Below are 22714 nucleotides of genomic sequence, written 5' to 3'. Positions count from 1 at the left end.
GGCCCCCTCCTCTAATTCGCTTTCATCAATAAATAAATAAAGTAAGGCGCACCTAGCACGGAAATGACAAGTCCGACCGGAATTTCTGATGGTGCCAATACATTTCTCGCCATTGTATCAGCGAGCAAAAACAGGAATGCGCCGATGAGGGCGGAGACCGGTATCAGCGTCTGGTGACGCGGACCGGTCAGCCTTCTAGCCACATGAGGCGCGATCAATCCGAGAAACGCGATGCCTCCCGCAGCTGCCACACATGAAGCGGCAAGAGTGACGGCTGCCAGAAGAAGAATCCGTCTCTCCCTTTCAACAGGAGTGCCCAGTCCGGTCGCTAGTTGGTCTCCTAGCTGCAATATGTTCAAATAGCGTGCCTTATATAAAGTAAATGGTAGCAAGATCACAATCCAAGGAAGGATCGCCCAGATCATATTCCAGTTCGCCCCCCATATTGAGCCGGATATCCAAACCGCGGCTTGCATAAAATCATGAGGGTCCATCTTGAGCTGAAAAATCAGCAACAGGGCGTTGAATCCGGCATTTACCCCGATGCCGACTAAAATCAGCCGAATCGGTGTGACGCCCTTTTTCCATGCCAGAAGATAAATGAGAAACGCAGCGAGGATTGCTCCTGCCAAAGCACTGAACGGCAGCATAAATGTTCCGAAAAAGCTGAGATCTGAAGCTGATCCTTGAAAAAAGTATATAAAAAGCACAACGGCAAGTGAGCCGCCGGCGTTAATTCCGAGAATACCAGGCTCAGCAAGATCATTTTGAGACACGCTTTGCAAAATGGCGCCAGCAACGGCGATCCCTGCTCCAACAAGCAAGGAAAGGATGATCCGGGGCAGCCTGAACTCAAATAAAACAAGTTCATCACGCGCTGTCCCTTGGCCGAAAAAGACCTGAAGCGTTTTAAGCGGTGCAATTTTGATAACACCCAAATTGAGACTGATAAAAAAGACCAGCACGATGAGCATAAGGGTCACAGCCATTACGGCGAGCGATTTTCTTGTTGTTGTTTTCATTACAGCCCTCTCCTTTCACGACGTGCCAAATAAAAGAAAAAGGGAACGCCGATGAGAGAAGTCAGTGCGCCGACAGGCGTTTCAAAGGGTGCGTTTATGAGTCTCGCCGCTATGTCAGCAAAAACAAGCAAGACAGCACCGAGCACCGCCGAGCAGGGAATGATCCACCGATAATCCACACCGACCAAAAACCGGGTAATATGCGGAATGATCAGCCCGATAAATGCGATGGTGCCGGCTATGGAAACCGCAGCTCCGGTCAAAATCACTACGATAAGCATGCCAACCAGTTTCACCGTTGATGTATATTGTCCTAGCCCTTTTGCCAGATCGTCACCAAGACTTAACACTGTCACAGACCGGGCGATGAAAAACGCCAGCGTTAAACCGACAGCCCCTGCAATAAGCAAAAGCTGGACCCCTGACCATTTCACACCCGCTACCCCGCCTGCGTACCAAAAGCTGATATCCTGAGCCACATCAAAGCGGATCGCAATGGCGGTTGAAATTCCGGTAAAGAAATAAGTAACTGCCGTACCCGCCAGAGCAAGCTTTACAGGCGTAAGCCCGCCCCTTGAAAACATGCCGATGCCCATTACCGTCGATGCACCCAGTCCCGCTCCCGCAAAGGACCATAGCACAAGCCCCATTGCAGAAAGTCCGGGAAAAAAGGCAAACGCAATCGAAACCGCAAACGTAGAGCCTGATGTCACACCCATAATCGAAGGCTCTGCCAAAGGGTTTCTCGTCATCCCCTGCATGATCGCTCCCGACACTGCCAACAATGCGCCTACAAGTGCGGCAGCCGCCGTTCTCGGCAGCCGAAGATCATGTATAATTTGGTGAGTTGTCTTTGTCGGCTGATAATGAAAAATGGCGTCCCATACAGTGCGCAAATGAATATCCGCTGCACCGAGGGATATGGATAAAAGGGCGCCAAGGCAAAGCAGGCATAGACCTGCAATAAGGACGATAACCGCGCCATATGTCCTTGACGTCCATTGGATTTCTTCTGATGCAGTCTGTATATTTTTATGTTGACTCAACTGCCGTACTTCCTTTCTGATACTGATAATGATTATCAATTGCTGTTTCAGTATATCACTTTTTTCAACAGATTTAATAGCGTGTTTTGAACAAAAATGAAAATGCATTTGCAAAAATATCGTGTCAACCGGCACTTGCAGTGGTATAATCACAGTTGATAATGATTCTCTTTTTCATCTATTTTTTTAGAAAGAAGGTATGAGATATGTCCCATATATACAAGAAACTCGGAGTCGCGTTTTTTGCCCTGTTATTGATTACAGCGCTGGCAGCCTGCGGGAATAACTCAGAAAGCAAAGGCTCTGCCTCTGATTCAAAAGACGCAGAAACCTTTACATACAAGGCTGAAAACGGGAATGTAAAAATCCCCAAGCATCCTAAACGGGTGGTTGTCATGGCTGACGGCTACTACGGCTACTTCAAAACACTTGGCATCAACGTTGTCGGTGCACCTGAGAACGTATTTAAAAACCCTTACTACAAAGGAAAAACTGCCGGCGTCGAAAACATCGGAGACGGCACTTCGGTTGAAAAGGTCATTGATTTAAACCCTGACCTGATTATCGTCTGGACAACACAGGGTGCTGATATTAAAAAGCTTGAAAAAATCGCGCCGACTGTCGCAGTAAAATACGATAAGCTCGACAACATCGAACAGCTGAAAGAATTTGCAAAAATGACAGGAACTGAAGATAAAGCTGAAAAATGGCTGTCCGAGTGGGATAAAAAAGTTGCGGCAGCTAAAACAAAAATCAAAAAAGCGGTCGGTGACAAAACCATTTCCATTATGCAAACGAACGGAAAAGACATTTACGTATTCGGTAAAGACTTTGGAAGAGGCGGAAGCATTATTTACAAAGACCTCGGCCTGCAGGCTACAAAGCTGACAAAAGAAAAAGCCATTGACCAGGGACCTGGTTATACAAGTATTTCATTAGAAAAGCTTCCTGACTTCGCCGGAGATTATATTTTCGCAGGTCCATGGCAATCAGGCGGTGATGATGGCGGCGTATTTGACAGCTCCATTTGGAAGAACCTGAACGCCGTTAAAAATGGCCATGTCTATAAGATTGATCCGATTGGCTTCTATTTCACCGATCCGATTTCATTAGAAGGCCAACTGAAGTTTATTACGGAAAGCTTAACAAAATAAACAGAAGAGCCGGACAGGCGGCTCTTTTTTCATGCAATAAAGGGAGCGGCTCATGTTGAAACACATCGGATATTTTTTTACTCAATTCATATTAAGCTGTATCATCATCGCGATCAGTTTTTTTAACGGGCTTTATATCGGAAAACCTTTTTCAGATGTGTTTTTTGTTTTTATCTTAGTCCTTATTCTGTTTGGTTTGCTGGAGAGGCTGAAAAACCGTTTTTTGCAAATACGATTATCCGTAAAGGTTTTTCTTTCTATTTCAGCTTTCCTGTCAGCTGTTTTAACAATCGGATTGCTAACAGGAGAAATTGTATTTCAATAAAAAAAGACACCTGACAAAACAAATCAGGTGTCCTTTTCATTATGCTTGTTTTTCTCTCTGAAACTTTTTACTCACAAATGGATAAACAATCAAGCCGACAAAGAATAAACCGATGCCGAGAATAAATGTCGTTAAATCTGCTGTGCCTGTTACAATAACAAACACGGAGTAAGCACACGCCAGTATCGCGATCAATCCGTCTCTTACACGGGAGCCTTTCAGCTGGTCATACGTTTCACCTTTGATGACTAGCTTCAAGCTGTAGATTGCAGATACCAGATACGGAATTAAATATGCGAGTGTCGCCGCTGTCGTTAAAAACGTAAATGCGTCACTTATTGTCCGGGAAATAACGGAGAAAATGAAGACCTGTGACATGACGTTTGTAATAATGAGTGCAATGACCGGACTTCCCTTTTTATTCGTTTTTGCAAAAACTGCCGGGAAATCTCCTGCTTTAGCGGCTTGGTATGGCACCTCAGAGCCAAGCAAAATCCAGCCGAGCATCGTTCCGAATAAACAAAGGATAGCCAAAAGCGCCATAATCACGCTTCCCGCGTTTCCAACAATCGCATAGAGTACATCAACGAATGGTTTTTCTGAGCCGACAAGCTTATCATGCGGCAGAACACCCATCGTAATTAAAGTCACTATAATATAAATGCTCAAAGCAATCAGCAAGCCGGTAATCGTCGCACGTTTCACATCACGTTGAGAACGCGCACGGCCGGACAGGATCACCGCGGATTCAATTCCGACAAACGCCCACAGTGTAGAAATCGCGGCGTTATGAACCTGGCCGCCAATCCCAATGCTTGTGCCGTTTTCTCCTTGGACCGGGAAATAAAAATGACCGAATAATGTCGTTTGAAACACAAATAAACCGGCAACGATAAAGAAGACAAAACCTAATACTTTAGAAAGCGTTGTGACAAAGTTCAATTTACTTGCACCGTTAATGCTGGCAACAAGAATCGTGTGCGTTCCCCATAACAAGATCGTACATACGGCAAACGTCAGCAATTGGCCGAGCGTCACCTCTTGCCTGCCGATCGAAAACATCTCACGTTTGTCAACCAAGATCGGGAAGAACGAAGTCAAGTATCCAGCGAGACTTGTGATGATCGCCACGTTGCTGATCCAGCTCGCCACCCAGTAGCCCCACACCATTGTGAAACCGGCAGCGTTGCCTTTCTTCGGATCGGAAAACAGCGCTCTGGCATAACTTTGCGGACCCGCTGTCAGTTCAGGCTTGCGAATGGACAAGTGCCCGAACACAAGCGCAATCATCAACACGCCGGCACCTGTCAAAAGCCAGGCGGACGTAGCGCCAAACGGACTTGCGATTGAAGCAAGCGAGCTCGGCAAGGAGAAAATTCCTGATCCAACCATATTTCCAACGACAAACGCCGTTAATAACCAAAAACCCCATTTTTTTGTCTGTTCCATTCCAGTACCTCCATGATTCTTTGTACGGACCAGACCCCGAGATCATATAAACGCAAAAAAAGCCTGAACAAAAGTCCATGCTTAAAGAAACACACACCCTTGATCTCCGGATAGCCCTCCGCGAAAAAGCACGCGGCAGTCCTGCACTTATTCAGATACAGTCCCAGCATAGAGAAGGATCGGCTTTCTCCACACTTCGGCGCTGATGCCTTTTACACATGTTTAACAGCTCCTGTCAGCCTGGCATGTGTGACTCATCATCCGCGCAACCTCTACCTCACTGAGAAAGAGTGAGGATTTAATTATTCAGTTACTCCCAGAAGGTTATCAAAGAAAGGATGATCTGTCAAAGGGAACAGATGGAAAATACGGATAGAGCCAAGCCCTATCCGCATGTGATTATCGATTATTTTTCTTTTTTTGCACAGCTTCTTGAAGCGGATCATCTTTTAGAGCTGAACCTGCATCTTCAAGAGCTCCTTGGATTACGCTTTTTTCTTTTTCGGAACGTTTTCCTTTATCTTTATTAAAGAAACCCATTCGTATCACCTCTTTTTAAAAATAGGTACATGTTTAAGATGCCTTTTTCCTGAAAAATTATGCGGGAAATTTATTATCGTCCAAAGTCCTGTTGATCAAACATACATTCTCTTGATATATTTGTAATTCAGAGATTTTTTGCAAAAGATAAAGGAGAAGCGGCAAATGACAGGAAAAACACACATCATGGGAGGCATCGCTTCTTGTACGGCAGCAGCTTATTATTATGGATTTGATCCAGTGCTTATGGCTGCGTCAGGCGCGGTTGGGGCATTGATTCCCGATATCTGCCACACGCAAAGCAAAATCGGGAGAAAATTTCCTATTTTATCGAAAGTGGTCAGCTCCGTTTTTGGCCACCGTACCTTTACACACAGCCTGCTGTTTATGCTCATCATGTTTTTTATCACTTCTACATATATTCCAGATAAAAACATCTCAGCCGGCTTAATGATCGGAATGGCGAGCCACTTGATTCTTGACGCTTGGACAGTGAACGGAATCAAATTACTATTCCCTTCAACGATCCGCGTGCGGCTTCCATTATATATGAAGACAGGCAGTTTTTCTGAGCAGCTCGTGCTAGCCGGCCTGACCCTTGCTTCATGTTACTACTTTTATATGCTGTTTCATGGACGCATGTTGTAAATGCGAGTGCTGAAACTTGTCTGAACCGGCGGTTTTTAGTAGGTTTTACTTAAGAAGCATTTCATGCAGATGATCAAGAAAACGTGAGGAGTCATATTGATGAAAGGAACCTTTTTTCACAATCAGCGGTTTTTATGTTTTTCGATCTTGTTTATGTGGATCAAAACGTATGTGATATATAAACTCGGCTTTGATTTGCAGATCGACACTCTGTTGGAGGAGCTGATGTTGCTGATCAATCCGCTCAGCTTTATCCTTCCTTTATTCGGGATCGGCCTGCTTCTGAAAGGAAACAAGCAGCGGGTCTTTTTGCTGATTGCCAATCTGGTTCTGACTGTCATCTTGATCTCCAATACGATTTTTTACGGCTTTTATATCGATTTTATTACCATTCCGGTTTTATTTCAGGCCAGCAACATGAGCGATATGGGCAGCAGTGTAAAAGAACTGTTCCATCCTCTGTTTATTGCCCTGTTTGCGGATTTGGTTTGTCTGCTGCTGCTCGCCAGAAAAACGAAACAGCCGCAGACAAAAGCCGCTCCCCGCACGATCAAACGGTACTATGCGGCTTCCTGCGGCATGATTTTATGCACGCTGGCACTTGCAGAAGTACAGCAGCCGAAGCTTTTGGCACATTCCTTTGACCGGGAAATGCTCGTCAAAAGCATCGGTCTGTTTCAGTTCCATATATACGATACGATTTCTCAGACTGTTAATATAAGCGCGAAGGCATTTGCCGATGAAGACAGCATATCTGCCATTAAAAATTACACAGAGGCTGATTATAGCAAGCCTGATCAAAGCAAATTCGGACTGGCAAAGGGCCGCAATGTCATCTTTGTAACACTTGAGTCGACCCAAAGCTTTGTTTTGAATGAAAAAGTCAATGGAAAAGAAATTACCCCATTTATGAATGATCTCGTTAAAAAAAGCTATTCCTTTGATCATTTCTATCAGCAAACAGAACAAGGGAAAACATCTGATTCAGAATTCATCGTTGCTAACTCAATGTATCCTTCCCTTAGCGGCGCCGTCTTTTTCACGAAAAGCGACCATCAATTTCATACGATGTACAAATCGCTGAAACAGCATGATTATTATTCAGCCGCCTTTCATGCCAACCATAAAACATTTTGGAACAGAGATGTCATGTACGATACATTTGGGATTGACCGCTTTTTTGATGTTGATGACTTCCATGTCACTCCCGGAACATCGACAAGCTGGGGCTTAAAGGATAAGGAATTTTTAGAGCAGTCCGCCGAAAAGCTGAAAAGTCTGCCGCAGCCATTCTTCAGCAGTTTCATCACGTTAACGAATCATTTTCCGTTTGAGATTGATAAAAAGGATCAGCTGATTGATGAATACAATTCGAGCAGCGCCCTGCTAAACCGTTATGTGACAACGGTGCGCTATGAGGATGAGGCATTAAAGCATTTTATCAAAAAGCTGAAGGACGAAGGCTTATACGAAAATTCGATGATTGTATTTATGGGGGATCATTACGGCATTTCAGAAGCCCATAACGAGGCGTTGGCAGAGTTTTTAGGAAAAGACGAAATCACTCCGTATGACAATGTTCAGCTCCAGCGGGTGCCGTTTATCATACATATCCCGGGAATCACCGATCAACAGCCGGAAACCATCTCTGATGTTGGCGGACAAGTCGACGTCAGACCGACACTGATGCATTTACTCGGCGTTGACACAAAAGGCGATATTCAATTCGGCAATGATTTGCTGTCGGGCGATCGCACACCATTCGCCGTTCTGCGAAACGGAAGCTTTATTACGAACGATTTTATATACACGAAAAACACGTGCTACAGCCAAAAAACAGGTGAAATACTGGAAGATCAGGATGCGTGCCTCCCTTATAAGGAGAAAGCAAACGAAGAGCTGTCTCTCTCTGATAAAATTTTAAATGGTGACCTGCTCAGGTTTTCCGAATGAAAAAAATCCCTCTATATAAAGAGGGATTTTTTACGTTTCCAACATCACCTTGCCAGTCAGCTTTGTTTCATAGCCATTTAAATGAGACAAGTTCGCCTTGTAGTCCTCAGAATTCAAAATCTCCTTCACGGCTTTGAGCAGCTGCTCATTTTTTTTCAAAACGACGATATCATATTGTTCATCAATGAGCGGGATAAAATCAACACGCCCCATATGTGCCGCGTGCTGCGCCCCGATTCCCGCGTCAGCCTGTCCGCTTGAAACTTGTGAAGCGGCAGCGTAATGATCGGTCACGATATCGCCGTATCCCTTTACATCAGCCGGCTTCACACCAAGCAAGCCAAGCTGTTCATCAAGGAGCACCCTTGCGCCAGAACCCTTTTCCCTGTTGATGATCCGGATATCAGCTCTTTTCAAGTCTTTCCAGCCTTGAATGTTTTTCGGATTCCCTTTTTGCACATACAGACCTGCTTTGCGGAGAACGACATTGATGAGACAAAACGGTTCACCTGACAAAATCCGTTTTACATAAGGGGCGTTATACTGGCCCGTTTCTGCATCGTACAAATGGAGGCTGACAATGTCACACTTGCCTTGATACATATCAATCAGGCTGTTTAAGCTTCCTTTGTATTTACGGAGCGGCGTCTCCTGAATGGCATTCTCCAAATGCTTGCTGAGAAGATCCATCGAAATGTCCTGTCCGCTGATCATGACATTCGGTCTGCCGTCCGGTTCAGCCTCCTGCATCTGTTTCTGCGCTTCTGTTGCAGCGATGGGCTGAGACATTCTCATATTCGTCTTATATTGCTTTAAATCTTCTTCATCCACACGCATCTGCCTTCCAACACGGTATGCAGGCAGCACGCCTTTTTTAATCAAATCATAAACGGTCAGCTTTGATACCTTTAGCAGACCTGCAACTTCTTCTATCGTATAGGAAGAGGTTTCATTCATCATCATCACTCTCCTATTTTATTATACCTTTTCGCCGAATGTAAAAAAACCCACATAACCCAAACATAATCAGTTATAATTAGATATAACTAATCATAAGGGGTGCAATCATGTTTAAGAAGTATTCCATTCTAACAGCAGCCTTAACCGCTTTTCTGCTTGCAGCAGGCTGTTCTTCAAATCAGTCTTCAACAGACAGCGGGAAAAAAGTAACATTAACAATCTCAGCTGCCGCAAGCGCACAGGATGCACTTGAGGAAATTCAAAAAAATTATGAGAAAGAACATCAAAATATTACCATCCAAGATAACTATGGCTCATCCGGCGCCTTGCAAAAACAGATTTCTCAAGGAGCAGGAGCAGATCTGTTCTTCTCAGCTGCTGAGGACAAATTTAAAAAGCTGGTGGATGATGGGGATATCGAAAAAAAGGACAGCACTGATTTAGTCGGCAATGAAATTGTGCTGGTCGTACCGAAAAACGGAGATTCACCTGTGACAAGCTTCAGCAATCTGGCTGAATCAGAAAAAATCGCACTTGGCACTCCGGAATCCGTACCGGCAGGAGCTTATGGGAAAGAATCACTGACAAAACTGTCTTTATGGGACAAAGTGAAGGATAAAATTGTGTACGGAAAAGACGTTCGCCAAGTTCTTTCTTATGTGGAAACCGGCAATGTAGACGCAGGTATTGTTTATAAAACAGATGCCCTGGTCTCGAAAAAGGTCACCATTATTGACGAGGCAAAAGCAGATACACACAGCCCGATTGTCTATCCGTTAGGAATCGTAAAAGATACAAAACACCGTAAGGAAGCGAAGGAATTTTACGAATACCTGCAATCTGATGAAGCAATGAAAGTATTTGAGAAATATGGTTTTACTGCTGAGTAGCATAAACGCTTCAGAATTCTTAACACCTGTTATGCTTTCCTTTCAGGTGGCGGCAGTTGCCGGCATTGTTGTCATTATTCTCGGAACACTTGCTGGGGCTTGGATGTCACGGGCATCATTTTTTGGAAAAACGGCGCTCGAAACATGTTTTATGCTTCCGCTCGTTCTTCCGCCTACTGTTGTCGGTTTTATTTTGATCGTCATTTTCGGAAAGCATAGCTTCATCGGACAAGCCATCGAGTGGATCTTCCGGCAGCCTGTCATTTTCACCTGGTGGGCTGCTGTGATCGCCTCGGCTGTTGTAGCCTTTCCGCTCATGTATCAATCAGCCAAAACCGGATTTGCTGACATTGACCCCGATATACAGGGTGCGGCAATGGTAGACGGCGCAAGCAGATGGAAGGTCTTTATCCATATCTCCGTCCCGCTTGCCTATCCTTCTTTGCTGACCGGGAGCATCCTGAGCCTAGCGCGGGCGCTCGGAGAATTTGGCGCAACACTCATGTTTGCCGGGAACATCCCCGGTGTTACACAAACACTGCCGACGGCGATATATGTTGCATTGGATTCCGGAAACAACACCCTTGCCTGGGCGTGGGTCGTCTGTATTGTTGTCATTTCCTTTTTGATGCTGTTTTTCATTCAACAGAAAAAAACGCACTAAAAAACTCCCCGTAAAGGGGAGTTTTTTGATTAGAACAGAAGCTCATCAGGATTTGGGCCGACACGCTCATCTTTGTTTAATGCATCAATTTTATCCATGTCTTCTTGAGACAATTCGAAATCAAAAATATCAGCGTTTTCGATGATACGGTGTTCTTTAATGGATTTTGGAATGGTTACAACTTCATGCTGCAGATCCCAGCGCAAAATCACTTGAGCTACAGATTTATTATGCTTTTCTGCAATCTGTGTCAGTACTTCGTTATCCAAAAGCTGTCCCTGCATGAGCGGAGACCATGCTTCCAGCTGAATGCCGTGTTTTTTACAATAGTCTCTTAATTCTTTTTGCGTCAAACGAGGGTGAAATTCAACTTGGTTCACCATCGGTTTGATTTCAGTATCTTTTAACAGCTCTTCTAAATGATGAACTTGGAAGTTGCTGACGCCGATCGCGCGGATTTTGCCGTCTTTGTACAGCTTTTCAAGCGCGCGCCATGTATCTTTAAATTTATCTTTTCCAGGCCAATGGATCAAATATAAATCTAAGTAATCAAGCTGCAGTCTTTCCAGGCTTTTTTCAAAGGCAGCAAGCGTTGTTTCATAGCCTTGATCTTCATTCCACACTTTTGATGTGATGAAGAGCTCTTCTCTTGCCACACCGGATTCTTTAATCCCGATGCCAACACCTTCTTCATTTTTGTAGATCGCTGCTGTATCAATGCTGCGGTAGCCATTTTTAATTGCCGCTTTCACTGATTCAGTCGCTTCACTGCCATTTTCCACTTTAAAAACACCCAGACCGAACCAAGGCATTTCAACTCCGTTATGTAACTTTACCGTATCTTTTAAACTTGTTGGCACTTGAACATCCACCCTTTCACTGAAATGTAAGCGTCTATATTATCTCACATTCCTCTCAGCCGATACCAATAATACGCTTAAGGCCCTGTTTTTGCTTCTTTTTTCATAGCCAAGGTAAAACAATGTACTATTTTTTTCCTATTTTAACAATATTGAGATTACAAATACATGGAGCCGGGTATGCGTGTAGTGTAACCAAATGAAAACAAAGGAGGAAACAACTTGAAACGTATTCGTATCCCAATGACACTTGCTCTTGGTGCCGCTTTGACAATTGCCCCTTTGTCCTTTGCTTCCGCTGAAGAAAATCCTGCTCCGAAGATCTCGCAGACAACAACCGCCGGAACAACTGCCGCTGATGTAGGTTTAAACGTCAACCTGGATGTACTTGGAATTGCCAACCAGATCGCTGATGCCATCAAATCCGCACAGAATCGGGATGGATTTGTGAAGAATCTCATGGAGTCTTCCTTCTACGCGTCCGGCCAAAAATATAACGTCATGGTATTTAATTTAAGCCAGGAATATGAAGATCATTTGAACGGTGTGCAATTTTATGGCTCAGCCGTTTATGACGGCATTACGTATGGCATTTGGGTATTTGAAGACGGAACGTTTACAAACAAAGGGGATGGCGGCTGGATTAACTGGGCCTTCAGAGGCTGGTTCGACCGGGATGGCAGCACTGTCGAATTTCATCGCCCTTAATATAGAAAAAAGCTGGCGCTCTCACGCACCAGCTTTTTTGCTGCATTTATTCGCCGCCTTCAAGCATGGCGGCTTCGACATCATTAATGTATTGGCGAAGCTCATGGGAGATGTCCCGGGAAATTTCTCTTTCCTCGAACAGCGTTTGAATTTCATTTCTGATCGCCTGCACAGCCTTCAGCTTCACTTCCAGTTTTTGATTTTCAAAATGAGCGCTTGATTTTAACTCATGATGGCTGTTCTCCAGCCTAAAAATTAACTGTTTATAGAATGTAATGACAGATAAAAACACTTCCTTATGTTCTTCCGTCTTATGTTTTTCCAAATATTCTATCGCTGCTTTTGCCGTTTTTACTCTTGTTGCCCGTATCAATCCCGCTTCATTTAATATCGACATCTCCGGCTTTTTATGTTCACCGAAGAAAATCCAATACATCAGCCTCTTGAGCCTTGTTTTTGATAAGCCGACCTTAAACGGGTTGGCATACAAAATTTCCAACTCGTTAAATCGTTCTTGCAGCACATTTGCTGTTTCTTCCGGGATGTCTCCCCGCTCCAGCATTTTCATCAGTGCCTCTTGCTCAGCTTTAACCCCCTGCGCACGGACCTTTCGCTCATGCTTTTTGATACGATTAGATGAGGTATACTGCTGAAAACGAAGGTTTTTCATTTTCTCATTGTATTCAGCTATCACCGCAAGAGAGGCCGTTTTGTTTGTATCGTTCATGTCCTCTTTTATCGTTTGAAGAGCTGTTTTGATCAATTTGCGTCTCGCCGTCAGCAGCTTCTTGTTTCGTTCCTCGTCCTCTTCTTCTTTTTCAGTCAGAACCGGCAGCACTACGGTGGCAATGACAAGCGTGCATAAAATGACGCCGGCTGCTAAAAAGAGAATCAGATTTCTTTCCGGAAACGGCGTACCGTCCTCCAGAAAATACGGAATGGAGAAAGATCCCGCAAGCGTTACTGCTCCGCGCACACCGGAAATCGAAATTAACAGTGTCGAACGAAGACCCGGTTTATAGATGTTTTGATCTTTATTAAAGAACCATTTGCCGTTCCAAAAGAACAGCACCCACAGAAATCTGAGGAGCATTAACGTAAATGTGATGACTAGGATATAGCCAATCACCTTCATGTTGCTGATGGCGGTATCGTTAAAGATAACAGAAATCACATCAGGGATTTGCGTGCCGAGAATAACAAAGACCAGGCCGTTCAAAATAAATAAAATAATGTTCCACGTACTTGAGGAGACGATTTGCAGCTTGATCATCGTTGATTCCAGACGATCCTGTTCAACCGCATGAGTGATCCCTCCCGCCACAACAGCTAAAATGCCGGAAACGCCGATTTCTTCAGCGGCCAAATAAATCACAAACGGTGTCAAAATTTGAATCAGCATATGCATCGTGACATCCTGCATGCCAAGGCGGCGGAGAAATAGGCGAAAACGAATAATTAAAAATGAAATGACTACCCCGCACAGCAAGCCCCCAAGAGAAATAAAGACAAAGCTGACAGCCGCTTGCGCTAGTGAAAATGAACCAGTCACTGCCGCCGCAATCGCAAACTTAAAGGCTACAAGACCTGACGCATCATTCATCAGCCCCTCACCTTCAAGCAGGCGAAGAATCCCTTTTGGCATTTTCACTCTTCCTGATAATGCGCTGACAGCGACGACATCAGTCGGTGAAAGAATGGCCGCAAGTCCAAAGGCCGCTGCCAGCGGAATATCAGGAATCATCCAGTGAATCGTATAGCCGCCTACAATCACAGTCGCGAACACAAGGCCGAGGGCAAGCAATAAAATCGGAGCTCTTAAATTCCAAAGCTCCGCCCGCGGCGTCCTCTTTCCATCATTAAATAGCAGAGGCGCAATAAACAGAACAAAAAACAATTCGGTGCTTAATTCAAAATGAAGTCCCTGTGGAAATGAGGCGGCAAGAATCCCAAGGGCCACTTGAATCAGCGGCACCGGAATAAACGGAATAAATCGGTTCACGATATTAGAAATCGCAATAATCGTTAATAAAACAAGCACAACTAAAAATATGTCCAAATGCATGACCTCCTTCGTCTGTTGTCTTTCGTGCATGGTGAGTCTTGTCTAAAAGTCGCTGAGCCAGGCTGGCCTTGCATCCGATATGTGGTTTCGCAGGAGTTTCCTCCACACTTGTCTTCTTTTATAGTACCCTTTTTAGGGTAATTTTTCTCATGATATGCTCACAGTGAACTTTTTTGCATCAGAGCAAATTGCAAAAAAAAGAGACAGGAAGCTATTCCCCGTCTCTCGTCTTTCTTTCTCAATCATGAAAATTCGTACCGTCAGTTGTTGCTTTAATAATGCCGGCGCGGATAACAAAGTCACCGAAATGCTCGCCTTCCTCACGCTCTTTCGCATAGCGGGAAAGAAGGACGCGAAGCTCGCTTAAAATGTCTGCTTCACCGATGTTTTCACGGTACATTTTGCTTAAACGGCTTCCGTCAAACGCAGCGCCAAGATACATATTATATTTGCCCGGCGCCTTTCCGATAAATCCAATCTCACCGAGTGCGTGGCGTGCACAGCCGTTCGGGCAGCCTGTCATGCGAATGGTGATTTCCTGATCACGAAGGCCGTTTTCGTCAATAATCTCTTCAACCTTATCTAAGAGGGTTGGCAAATATCGTTCTGCTTCCGCCATTGCCAATCCGCAGGTTGGAAGAGCGACGCAAGCCATTGAGCTGCGACGGAGTGCTGAATGATGCTTGCCGTCAGTTAGTCCGTATTGCTCGATTAACGCACTGATTTCATCTTTTTTCTCACTTGAAACGTTTGCGATAATCAGGTTTTGATTGGCTGTCAGACGGAACTCGCCTGTATGAACTTTGGCGATTTCCCGTAAGCCTGTCATCAGCTTATAATCATCGTAATCCGTTATACGGCCGCCTTCGACAAACAGCGTGAAATGCCATTTATCCTCGATGCCTTCCACCCAGCCGTAGCGGTCGCCGTTATGATCGAAATGATATGGCTTCGCTGCTTCCAGGCTCCAGCCGAGACGGTTTTCCAATTCTTCTTTTACAGTATCTAAACCGAGGCGGTCAACCGTGTATTTGAACCGCGCATTTTTGCGGACAGAACGGTTTCCGTAATCACGCTGAATCGTAATCGTTTTTTCAGCAACGTCATACATTTGATCGGGCCGGCAGAATCCGATGACCTTGGCTAATTGCGGATATGTGGCTGTGTCACCATGCGTCATTCCCATACCGCCGCCGATCGCCACATTAAAACCGATCAGCTTGCCATCTTCGACTATCGCAATGAATCCAAGATCTTGTGAAAAGACGTCAATATCATTAGACGGCGGAACGGCAATACCGATTTTAAACTTCCGCGGCAGATAGAGCGGTCCGTACATTGGCTCGACTTCTTCCTCCGGCGTGCCGGCCACTCTTTCCTCATCGAGCCAAATTTCATGATAGGCTCTCGTCCGCGGCAGCAGATCATCACTTAATTTCTTCGACCACTCGTAGACCTCTGAATGGATTTCAGACTGATAAGGGTTCGATGCGCACATGACGTTACGGTTTACGTCTCCGCAGGCTGCGATCGTATCCAAAAGCGCCGAGTGGATCGTCTGGATGGTTTTCTTCATGTTCCATTTCAAAATCCCGTGCATTTGGAACGTTTCACGTGTCGTCAGTTTTAATGTGCCGTTCCCGTATTTCTGAGAAAGGTCATCCATGACAAGCCATTGCTCAGGCGTTGAAACGCCCCCTGGCATACGCACACGCAGCATGAACTGATAGGCCGGTTCAAGCTTTTGCTTTTGGCGTTCATTGCGGAGATCGCGGTCATCCTGCAAATAACTGCCGTGGTGCTTCATCAGGCGGTTGTCATCATCCGGAATTCCTGCACTGATCCGATCGAGCATCACTTCTTTCAGTGTGCCGCGCAAATAGTCGCTTTCTCTTTTAATGCGTTCAACATCACTTGGAGAGCCGTCCGGTGCTTTTAAGATTTTGGTCACCATGTTGAAAAACTCCTTTCAAGTCAAATCAGTATACATCACGCTGATAGCGTTTTTGCTGCTGCATATCGGCAAGATAAGCTTCCGCTTCTTCGCGGCTCATATTGCCTTCTTTTTCGATAATCTCAAGTAATGTGTTATGGACGTCATGCGCCATGTGCTTTTCATCTCCGCAAATGTAAACAGCCGCTCCTTCTTGAAGCCATTCGAACAACTCTGCGCTCTGTTCAAGCATGCGGTGCTGCACATATACTTTTTCTTCCGTATCACGCGAGAACGCCACATCCATTTTTGTCAGCACACCGTCTTTGAGCCAATTCTGCCACTCTGTCTGGTAAAGGAAATCCGTGACAAAGTGCTGATCGCCAAAGAACATCCATGCTTTTCCTTCCGCTCCCGTCTCCTCACGCTCCTGCATAAAGGAACGGAAAGGTGCGACGCCTGTCCCGGGGCCGACCATGATAATTGGTGTTTCAGGATCTTTCGGAAGCTTAAAGTTTTGGTTGTGCTGTACATAAACAGGCAGTGTGTCCCCCGGCTGCAGACGTTCCGCACATAAAATTGAGCAGACGCCTTTTCGTTCACGGCCGTGCGCATCGTAGCGGACTGCGCCGATTGTTAAATGCACTTCATCCGGATTTGCGGATAAACTGCTTGCAATCGAATAAAGGCGGGCAGGCATTTTTCTCAAAATCGAGACGAATTGCTGCGCAGATACACTGAATGGGCCATAATCACGGACGAGATCAAGCAAATCGCGTCCTTCAATATAAGCTTTTACATTCTCCTCATTTCCCGGGGCTAAAAGCTCTCTAAGCTCCTCACTTCCCGTCAATTGGGCTGCTTGTTCAAGAAGCGGTTTTGTGAGAACGGTAATCTCATAGTGAGAAATCAGCGCTTCTTTCAGCGGACGGACATCACCTTGCTTATTAAGCGTCACAATTTCTTCCGGGTCCCAATTCATTTCCTTAAGGAGCAGTTCGACAAGCTCTGGATCGTTTTCCGGATAGACGCCGAGGCTGTCACCAGGCTCGTAAGTCAGGCCAGCTCCTTCAAGAGACAGCTCCACATGACGTGTTTCTTTATTTGATCCTCTGCCGTTTAAATTCAAATTTTCTAACACTTCAGCCCGAAACGGGTTTGTTCTGGAATACGAAGACTCACCGGTTTGAGCCGCAGCCGCCGGCGCAGGTGCGGCGCTTCCGCCCCCAGCTTCATTTAATCCCTTCAATACACCCTCAAGCCATTCGGCTGCCGGTTCATCATAGTCAAGATCGCAATCAACGCGCGGAGAAATCCGTTTCCCTCCGAGTTCTTCTAAGCGCTGATCAAATTCTTTCCCTGTCTGGCAGAAAAATTCGTACGAACTATCACCAAGCGCCAAAACGGAAAAACGCAGATCTTCAAGCTTAGGCGCCCGTCTTCCATGTAGAAATTCGTGAAACGACAGCGCGTTATCAGGCGGATCGCCTTCACCGTGTGTACTGACGACGATTAAAAGATTGGTTATCTTCTTCAGCTGATTCGGCTTAAAATCGCTCATGGATGAGACGGTCACTTGAAAACCGCTCTGTTCAAGCTGCTTGCCGGCATTTTCTGCAAGCCCCTGTGCGTTTCCTGTTTGTGAACCATAAAGAACGGTCACTTCTTTTGAAACGGCCGGTGCTGGTGCCTCCACAGACACAGCTGCCGCCGGCGCACCCGCAGTTTCTTGGGCGGAAACAGATTGCGCGGATAAATATCCGCTCAGCCAGATTTTCTGGGATTCGGTCAAGGTCGGCAGAAGGCGGTTAAGGAGCTCTGCCTGCTCCTGATTAAACGGACTGTTCATTACCTGAAGTTGCAACGTATCCACCTCACAAAGTTATAAACTGATCGAAAATTGCATCTAATTGAACTTTACCGGAATACTAGGCTTAAGTAAAATATATTTACATGATGATAACTATTAAGAATCCTAATGATAAAACGGCTATGCTTCATATAAATAGAAAAAAGAGAAGGACTCCCTTCTCTTCATTCAGCAATCTGATATAAGTGAGGCGGCACAGCGGTTACAAACGGACTGGCTTCACCTGTATAAAATACCGCCAGCATGTGCATTGCACGGGTGCACGCAGTATATAATAACCTGCGGTCGTGCTCTGTATGATAGTGTTCTTCAGATGCATCATAGACAAGTACTGCGTCAAATTCAATTCCCTTCGCTAAATACACGGGAATCACGCAAACACCCTTTTGGAATGGTTGATTTTCTTTATGAATCAGGCGAACATCTGCATATTCACTCATGTGGGCGTGCGCCTGTATGCATTGCTGCGCAGTCTTGCAAATGACGGCTATTGTTTCGTGCCCTTTTTTCTTGAGCAATCCAATTTCTTGCGCGAGCTTTTGGCAAAGGCTCTCATGCCCTTCAGTTTTGACCACGATCGGCATTTCCCCGTTTCTGTTAAACGGCTCAATATCCGCCCCATCTTGAAGCATCGCTTTTGTAAACTCGACAATCTGCCTTGTCGATCTGTACGTTCTCTTTAAACGAACATACTCAGCAGGCTCATCTTCAAAGCACGCATCCATACGCTGATCCCCGTGTATGGCATGAGCGTAAATAGACTGATTGATATCACCAAGCACTGTCATGCTGGCAGCCGGAAAAATGCTTCTCATGTAAGCCATCTGCAGCGGTGAATAGTCCTGGGCTTCGTCAATAAATAGGTGTTTGATTTTCGTATTTTTCTTTCTGCCCTCAATCAGATCCTGCATATAAAGAAACGGTGCCGCGTCCTCATAGAGCAATTTATTTTCCGTAAATGCCGAACGGGTCAGCTCTCCTATCGCTGCCGTCTTCTCATGCTGGGATTCCCCTTCCCATCCGGAAAACAATTGCAGATACAGCTGGTTCACATCAAGAAATGCCAGGAGTCTGACCGCTTGTTTGAGCGGTTTGAAAGCTTTTTTCACAATGATGGCGGCAAGCAGCTGCTGCTCTCTTTGATAATCGTTAAACGTACTCTCGCTGAACCGTTTCCTTTCCTGCAGTTTCTTGTACACGTCCAAGTAGTCCTCTTTGTCGAGCAGCTCAGCTTCATGAACGACCCAATCCTTTCGCCGCTCCTTTTTCTCAAGCTTGTTTAGCTCACTCAGCAGCCACTTCGCGGTTTGTTCCATCCGGTTCGGGATCGAGTGATTTTGATCCAATGAGTAAAAATAGGATTGAATCTGTTCCTTTGTAATCAGCTTTTGGCCGCGGAAAACAATATTTTTAAAAATCATCCCTTCAGAGGACAGCCTTGTGACGTATTCATCAATGAATTGCTGAAAAGATAAACCCGCCTTCCATGTGATACCCGCAAGCCTTGTTGGAAAATCGCCTTCCTTTGTTTCAGTCAGGCAATATTCAAGCTGGTCAAAAGGGCTTTCACATTGAAACCTGCGGCCAAGCCGATGCTCGATATATTCCTGAAACGTCGCCTGCTCCATATTCTCTTCTCCTAACTCCGGCAAAACAGAGGAGACATAGCTGTTAAATAAGAAGTTAGGAGAAAACAAAACGATTTGTCCGGCATCAATGACGCCGCGGTGCCTGTATAACAAATAAGCGACACGCTGAAGCGCTGCAGATGTTTTTCCGCTCCCAGCCGCTCCCTGCACGATCAAGAATTTGCTTTTTTCATTACGGATAATCTGATTTTGTTCTTTCTGAATCGTAGACACGATGTTTTTCATTTGGGTATCGGAATGATGGCTTAATACCTCTTGCAGCATTTCATCGCCAATCGTCATATCGGTATTAAACATCGCCTTGAGATCGCCGTTTTTGATCATAAACTGTCGTTTCAGCACCATTTCCCCTTCTATCGTTTCACCGGACACCTCGTACTCCGCTTTTCCTGGGGAATAATTGTAGTACATACTTGATATCGGCGCCCTCCAGTCATAAATCAGAAAGTGTTCCTCCTTCTCATCCAAACAGGAAGCTAAACCGATATAAATTCGCTCTGCCTGCTCCTCGCCGTTTTCAATAAAATCAATCCGTCCGAAATAAGGCGATTTTTTTAATTGTTGAATTCGTTTGAGCTGCTGGGCCATGCGCCGATGATTCCGTTCCCGATCAGACAGCAGCTCTGCCTGCTGCTTAATGCTTGCCATCGTTTCAACCGCTTCATGGGCATCATCAAAATTAACCTTCACATCCTCCCAAAAGCTTTTTTTTAATCCGATGATATCATGCTTCAACCCGCCCGCAGACGTTTCCAGAAACCGCTCTTTTTTTCCGAGTTCCTGCAGCACCTCATCTATTCTTGACTGTTCTTCCTTCCATTCCTTATCCTTCTGATTCATGAACGGCACCTCCAGAAAATAGTTGACAAACATAGATGAAATACTGTAAAATATAATTGGATACATATATCAAATATATGATGAAAACTGACAAATACAATTTATCTTATCACATTTACCCAAAATCAATCAAGGTTTGGGTTATTTATATGCAAAAAAACCGACTTCACATCAAAATCGGTTTTTTTGCTATTAATTATCTAAGCGAAAAGAACGGTTTGGCAGCTTCCAATTAAACATATAGGAACAAACCCTGCAGACAACGAGCACAAAAAACAGAACGTATAAGCCTACCGAGTTCCCCAGCCAGCCCAATCCGACGATTAATCCGCCGAGAGCCGCCCAGACCGCGTAAATTTCCGCCTTCAGCACAAGTGGTTTGCGCCCGGCAAGAAGGTCGCGGATGATTCCGCCCCCGCTTCCCGTCAGCACAGCAGCCACAATCACGGCACTAAGCGGATGGCCCATTTTGACGGCATACAGTGCGCCTTGGATAGCAAAGGCTGCGAGGCCGATCGCATCTGACAAATTGCCCCACTTATTCCAATGCTTCAGCAGCAGCTTCGGAAACAGAAACACAATTGTAATAGATAAAAGCGCGATTTGAAAGTACGCTCCCTGCTCCCATAGTGCTGACACCGGAACACCAATCAGCAAATTGCGGATCGCTCCTCCTCCAAAAGCTGTGACGATCCCTAATATATAAACTCCTAAAATATCGTATTCCTCTTCCATCGCAACAATTGCGCCGCTGACTGCAAACGCAATGATTCCAATCACACTGAGCAGCTCCCAAGCCATTCTGATGACTCCCTTTATGTTTGTTAAATTTTCTGACGACCTCTAGATTTTATAATCGCTCAAGCGTAAAATCAATAACATTTTTATGAGAAAAAAAGATAAATTTAGAGGGAATACGTCTATTGCTGATGGACATGAGTTTTGCGAAATTAAAAAGCGCCCCGGCATACGAGGCGCTTTTGGGTTATTCAGATTTTTCGCCCTTCAGCAGGCACATAAAAACGATAATCAGGATAAAAGCAATCAAGGCCAGGAATGGAATGGTTATAAAACCAAACCAGTTAATATATTGGCCTGAACACGGCACACCGCTTACACACGGCTTAATGCCGCTAAAGCCGGGCACTTTTTGCTCTAAGTAATGCATAATCGAAATAAATGCCCCGATCATCGCCATCGGAAGCACATATTTTTTCACGCGTGTGTCCCCTTGAAAGGTGGCAATGCCTAAAATCAGGACGAGCGGATACATGAGGATACGCTGGTACCAGCACAGTTCACATGGAATGAACTTTCTGATTTCACTAAAATACAGGCTGCCCAGCATAGCGACAAGAGCCACAACCCAGGAAGCATATAAAAATACGATTCTATTTTTCATATCGTTACTTCCCTTTCAGCTCTTTTTCTATCGTTTCTTTGATTTCATCATAATCCGCAAAATTTTTGATCACTTTATCATTGACGTAAATCGTCGGTGTTGCATTTATGTTCATTTTTTGATTAAGGTCAGAATCCTTTTCCACTTGAGAAGCGAATGTTTCCTTATCAAGATTTTTCTTGAGCGTCTCAGGTTTTATCTTTGTGGTGCTTTTAGCAAGATCACCGAGAACGCCCGGGGTTACCCATTCCTGTTCTGTATCCGGCTGTTTTTCGAACAGCTTTTCATGGAAATCCCAGAAAGAGTCAGGGTCTTCCTTCCATACTTCTTCTGATGCAAGAGCCGCTAATCTTGAACCTTTTCCATGGAACATGACGTTCACGAAAGAAAATTTCACATCGCCCTTATCAATAAAGTCTTTTTGTATTTTTGGAAAGATGTCACTGTTAAACACCTTGCAAGACGGACATTTGTAATCTCCGAATTCTACTACAGTTACCGGTGCATCGTCCTTGCCAAGCACAGGCTGGCCTTTAATAGACGGCTGTCCGGAAACCGCTTCATCGCCTTGTTCCGTTTTGTTATTAATGATGACAATGGCTGCTAGCAATACAACGACCACAACCGTAAGGATGACCGCGAATTTCGCAGAAGACTGCTGTTTCTTTTTCACTCCGACACCTCATCGTTTTAAAATTAAAAAAGAAGCGGATCGCAATTGACCCACTTCTTTATT

Annotated in this window: 20 protein-coding genes and 1 riboswitch; of the genes, 7 read left to right on the top strand and 13 right to left on the bottom strand. The window is 45.0% G+C overall.

Features of this window, described 5'->3' with window-relative positions; genetic code table 11:
- Positions 1-11: 11 nt before the first annotated feature.
- Together QA442_RS05065 and QA442_RS05060 are read right to left on the bottom strand one after the other, a co-directional pair.
- The gene (locus QA442_RS05065) at positions 12-1022 is read right to left on the bottom strand and encodes a FecCD family ABC transporter permease (RefSeq protein WP_069150303.1); all 1011 of its coding nucleotides are present in this window, start codon (positions 1020-1022) and stop codon (positions 12-14) included.
- Positions 1022-2068: a FecCD family ABC transporter permease gene (locus tag QA442_RS05060; RefSeq protein WP_176465946.1), complete on the bottom strand. Its 1047-nt coding sequence runs from the start codon at positions 2066-2068 to the stop codon at positions 1022-1024. Before QA442_RS05060 ends, QA442_RS05065 begins: the two co-directional genes overlap by 1 nt.
- A gap of 206 nt (positions 2069-2274) precedes the next feature.
- On the opposite strand from QA442_RS05060, the gene QA442_RS05055 reads away from it, so the two are divergent.
- Both QA442_RS05055 and QA442_RS05050 read left to right on the top strand, forming a co-directional pair.
- Positions 2275-3222, top strand: a complete 948-nt coding sequence (locus tag QA442_RS05055; protein ID WP_095431881.1) for an iron-hydroxamate ABC transporter substrate-binding protein — start codon at positions 2275-2277, stop codon at positions 3220-3222.
- A 52-nt stretch (positions 3223-3274) separates the two neighbouring features.
- Positions 3275-3547 (top strand): hypothetical protein, encoded by a 273-nt coding sequence (locus QA442_RS05050; RefSeq protein ID WP_014665366.1) that lies wholly within the window; start codon positions 3275-3277, stop codon positions 3545-3547.
- A 39-nt stretch (positions 3548-3586) separates the two neighbouring features.
- Here the strand turns inward: QA442_RS05050 and QA442_RS05045 are convergent, their stop codons facing one another.
- Positions 3587-4996 carry an amino acid permease gene (locus QA442_RS05045; RefSeq protein ID WP_095431882.1) on the bottom strand — a complete coding sequence of 470 codons (1410 nt, stop codon included), beginning with the start codon at positions 4994-4996 and terminating at the stop codon, positions 3587-3589.
- A gap of 103 nt (positions 4997-5099) precedes the next feature.
- Positions 5100-5279, bottom strand: a riboswitch (Lysine riboswitch).
- 116 nt (positions 5280-5395) lie between these two features.
- Positions 5396-5536, bottom strand: a complete 141-nt coding sequence (gene sspJ, locus QA442_RS05040; protein ID WP_014665368.1) for a small acid-soluble spore protein SspJ — start codon at positions 5534-5536, stop codon at positions 5396-5398.
- Between the two features lie 165 nt (positions 5537-5701).
- On the opposite strand from sspJ, the gene QA442_RS05035 reads away from it, so the two are divergent.
- Both QA442_RS05035 and QA442_RS05030 read left to right on the top strand, forming a co-directional pair.
- Complete coding sequence (locus tag QA442_RS05035) at positions 5702-6184, top strand: metal-dependent hydrolase (protein WP_014665369.1); 483 nt, start codon at positions 5702-5704, stop codon at positions 6182-6184.
- Between the two features lie 99 nt (positions 6185-6283).
- Positions 6284-8137, top strand: a complete 1854-nt coding sequence (locus QA442_RS05030; RefSeq protein WP_095431883.1) for an LTA synthase family protein — start codon at positions 6284-6286, stop codon at positions 8135-8137.
- 30 nt (positions 8138-8167) lie between these two features.
- On the opposite strand, the gene QA442_RS05025 is transcribed toward QA442_RS05030, so the two are convergent.
- Positions 8168-9094 (bottom strand): substrate-binding domain-containing protein, encoded by a 927-nt coding sequence (locus tag QA442_RS05025; RefSeq protein ID WP_041521534.1) that lies wholly within the window; start codon positions 9092-9094, stop codon positions 8168-8170.
- 110 nt (positions 9095-9204) lie between these two features.
- Between QA442_RS05025 and modA the strand changes: the two genes are divergently transcribed.
- Both modA and modB read left to right on the top strand, forming a co-directional pair.
- Positions 9205-9987 carry a molybdate ABC transporter substrate-binding protein gene (gene modA, locus QA442_RS05020; protein WP_095431884.1) on the top strand — a complete coding sequence of 261 codons (783 nt, stop codon included), beginning with the start codon at positions 9205-9207 and terminating at the stop codon, positions 9985-9987.
- Positions 9959-10651, top strand: coding sequence for a molybdate ABC transporter permease subunit (gene modB, locus QA442_RS05015; RefSeq protein WP_134975116.1), 693 nt, complete (start codon positions 9959-9961; stop codon positions 10649-10651). Before modA ends, modB begins: the two co-directional genes overlap by 29 nt.
- A gap of 29 nt (positions 10652-10680) precedes the next feature.
- On the opposite strand, the gene pgoN is transcribed toward modB, so the two are convergent.
- A complete protein-coding gene (gene pgoN / locus QA442_RS05010) occupies positions 10681-11511 on the bottom strand; it encodes a glyoxal/methylglyoxal reductase (RefSeq protein ID WP_095431885.1) in 831 nt (276 codons plus the stop codon).
- Between the two features lie 222 nt (positions 11512-11733).
- On the opposite strand from pgoN, the gene yvgO reads away from it, so the two are divergent.
- Positions 11734-12219, top strand: a complete 486-nt coding sequence (gene yvgO, locus QA442_RS05005; protein ID WP_014665375.1) for a stress response protein YvgO — start codon at positions 11734-11736, stop codon at positions 12217-12219.
- A gap of 46 nt (positions 12220-12265) precedes the next feature.
- On the opposite strand, the gene QA442_RS05000 is transcribed toward yvgO, so the two are convergent.
- From QA442_RS05000 to bdbD, 7 genes are all read right to left on the bottom strand, one after another.
- Positions 12266-14278 carry a Na+/H+ antiporter gene (locus QA442_RS05000; RefSeq protein ID WP_095431886.1) on the bottom strand — a complete coding sequence of 671 codons (2013 nt, stop codon included), beginning with the start codon at positions 14276-14278 and terminating at the stop codon, positions 12266-12268.
- A 244-nt stretch (positions 14279-14522) separates the two neighbouring features.
- Positions 14523-16238: an assimilatory sulfite reductase (NADPH) hemoprotein subunit gene (gene cysI / locus QA442_RS04995; RefSeq protein ID WP_014665377.1), complete on the bottom strand. Its 1716-nt coding sequence runs from the start codon at positions 16236-16238 to the stop codon at positions 14523-14525.
- Positions 16239-16263: 25 nt separating this feature from the next.
- The gene (locus tag QA442_RS04990; RefSeq protein WP_095431887.1) at positions 16264-18081 is read right to left on the bottom strand and encodes an assimilatory sulfite reductase (NADPH) flavoprotein subunit; all 1818 of its coding nucleotides are present in this window, start codon (positions 18079-18081) and stop codon (positions 16264-16266) included.
- A 170-nt stretch (positions 18082-18251) separates the two neighbouring features.
- Positions 18252-20576, bottom strand: a complete 2325-nt coding sequence (gene helD, locus QA442_RS04985) for a DNA helicase IV (RefSeq protein ID WP_095431888.1) — start codon at positions 20574-20576, stop codon at positions 18252-18254.
- A 192-nt stretch (positions 20577-20768) separates the two neighbouring features.
- The gene (locus tag QA442_RS04980; protein ID WP_014665381.1) at positions 20769-21377 is read right to left on the bottom strand and encodes a trimeric intracellular cation channel family protein; all 609 of its coding nucleotides are present in this window, start codon (positions 21375-21377) and stop codon (positions 20769-20771) included.
- Between the two features lie 184 nt (positions 21378-21561).
- Positions 21562-21978, bottom strand: a complete 417-nt coding sequence (locus QA442_RS04975; protein WP_014665382.1) for a disulfide oxidoreductase — start codon at positions 21976-21978, stop codon at positions 21562-21564.
- A 4-nt stretch (positions 21979-21982) separates the two neighbouring features.
- Entirely contained in the window at positions 21983-22651 is a 669-nt protein-coding gene (gene bdbD, locus QA442_RS04970) for a disulfide bond formation protein BdbD (RefSeq protein WP_095431889.1), read from the bottom strand.
- Positions 22652-22714: the final 63 nt, after the last annotated feature.

It is taken from the genome of Bacillus stercoris (genome assembly GCF_029772985.1).
In the GTDB taxonomy this organism is placed as follows: Bacteria; Bacillota; Bacilli; order Bacillales; family Bacillaceae; genus Bacillus; species Bacillus stercoris.
Note: the sequence above shows the minus strand (reverse complement) of the source record. Positions and strands in the feature narration are given on the sequence as shown.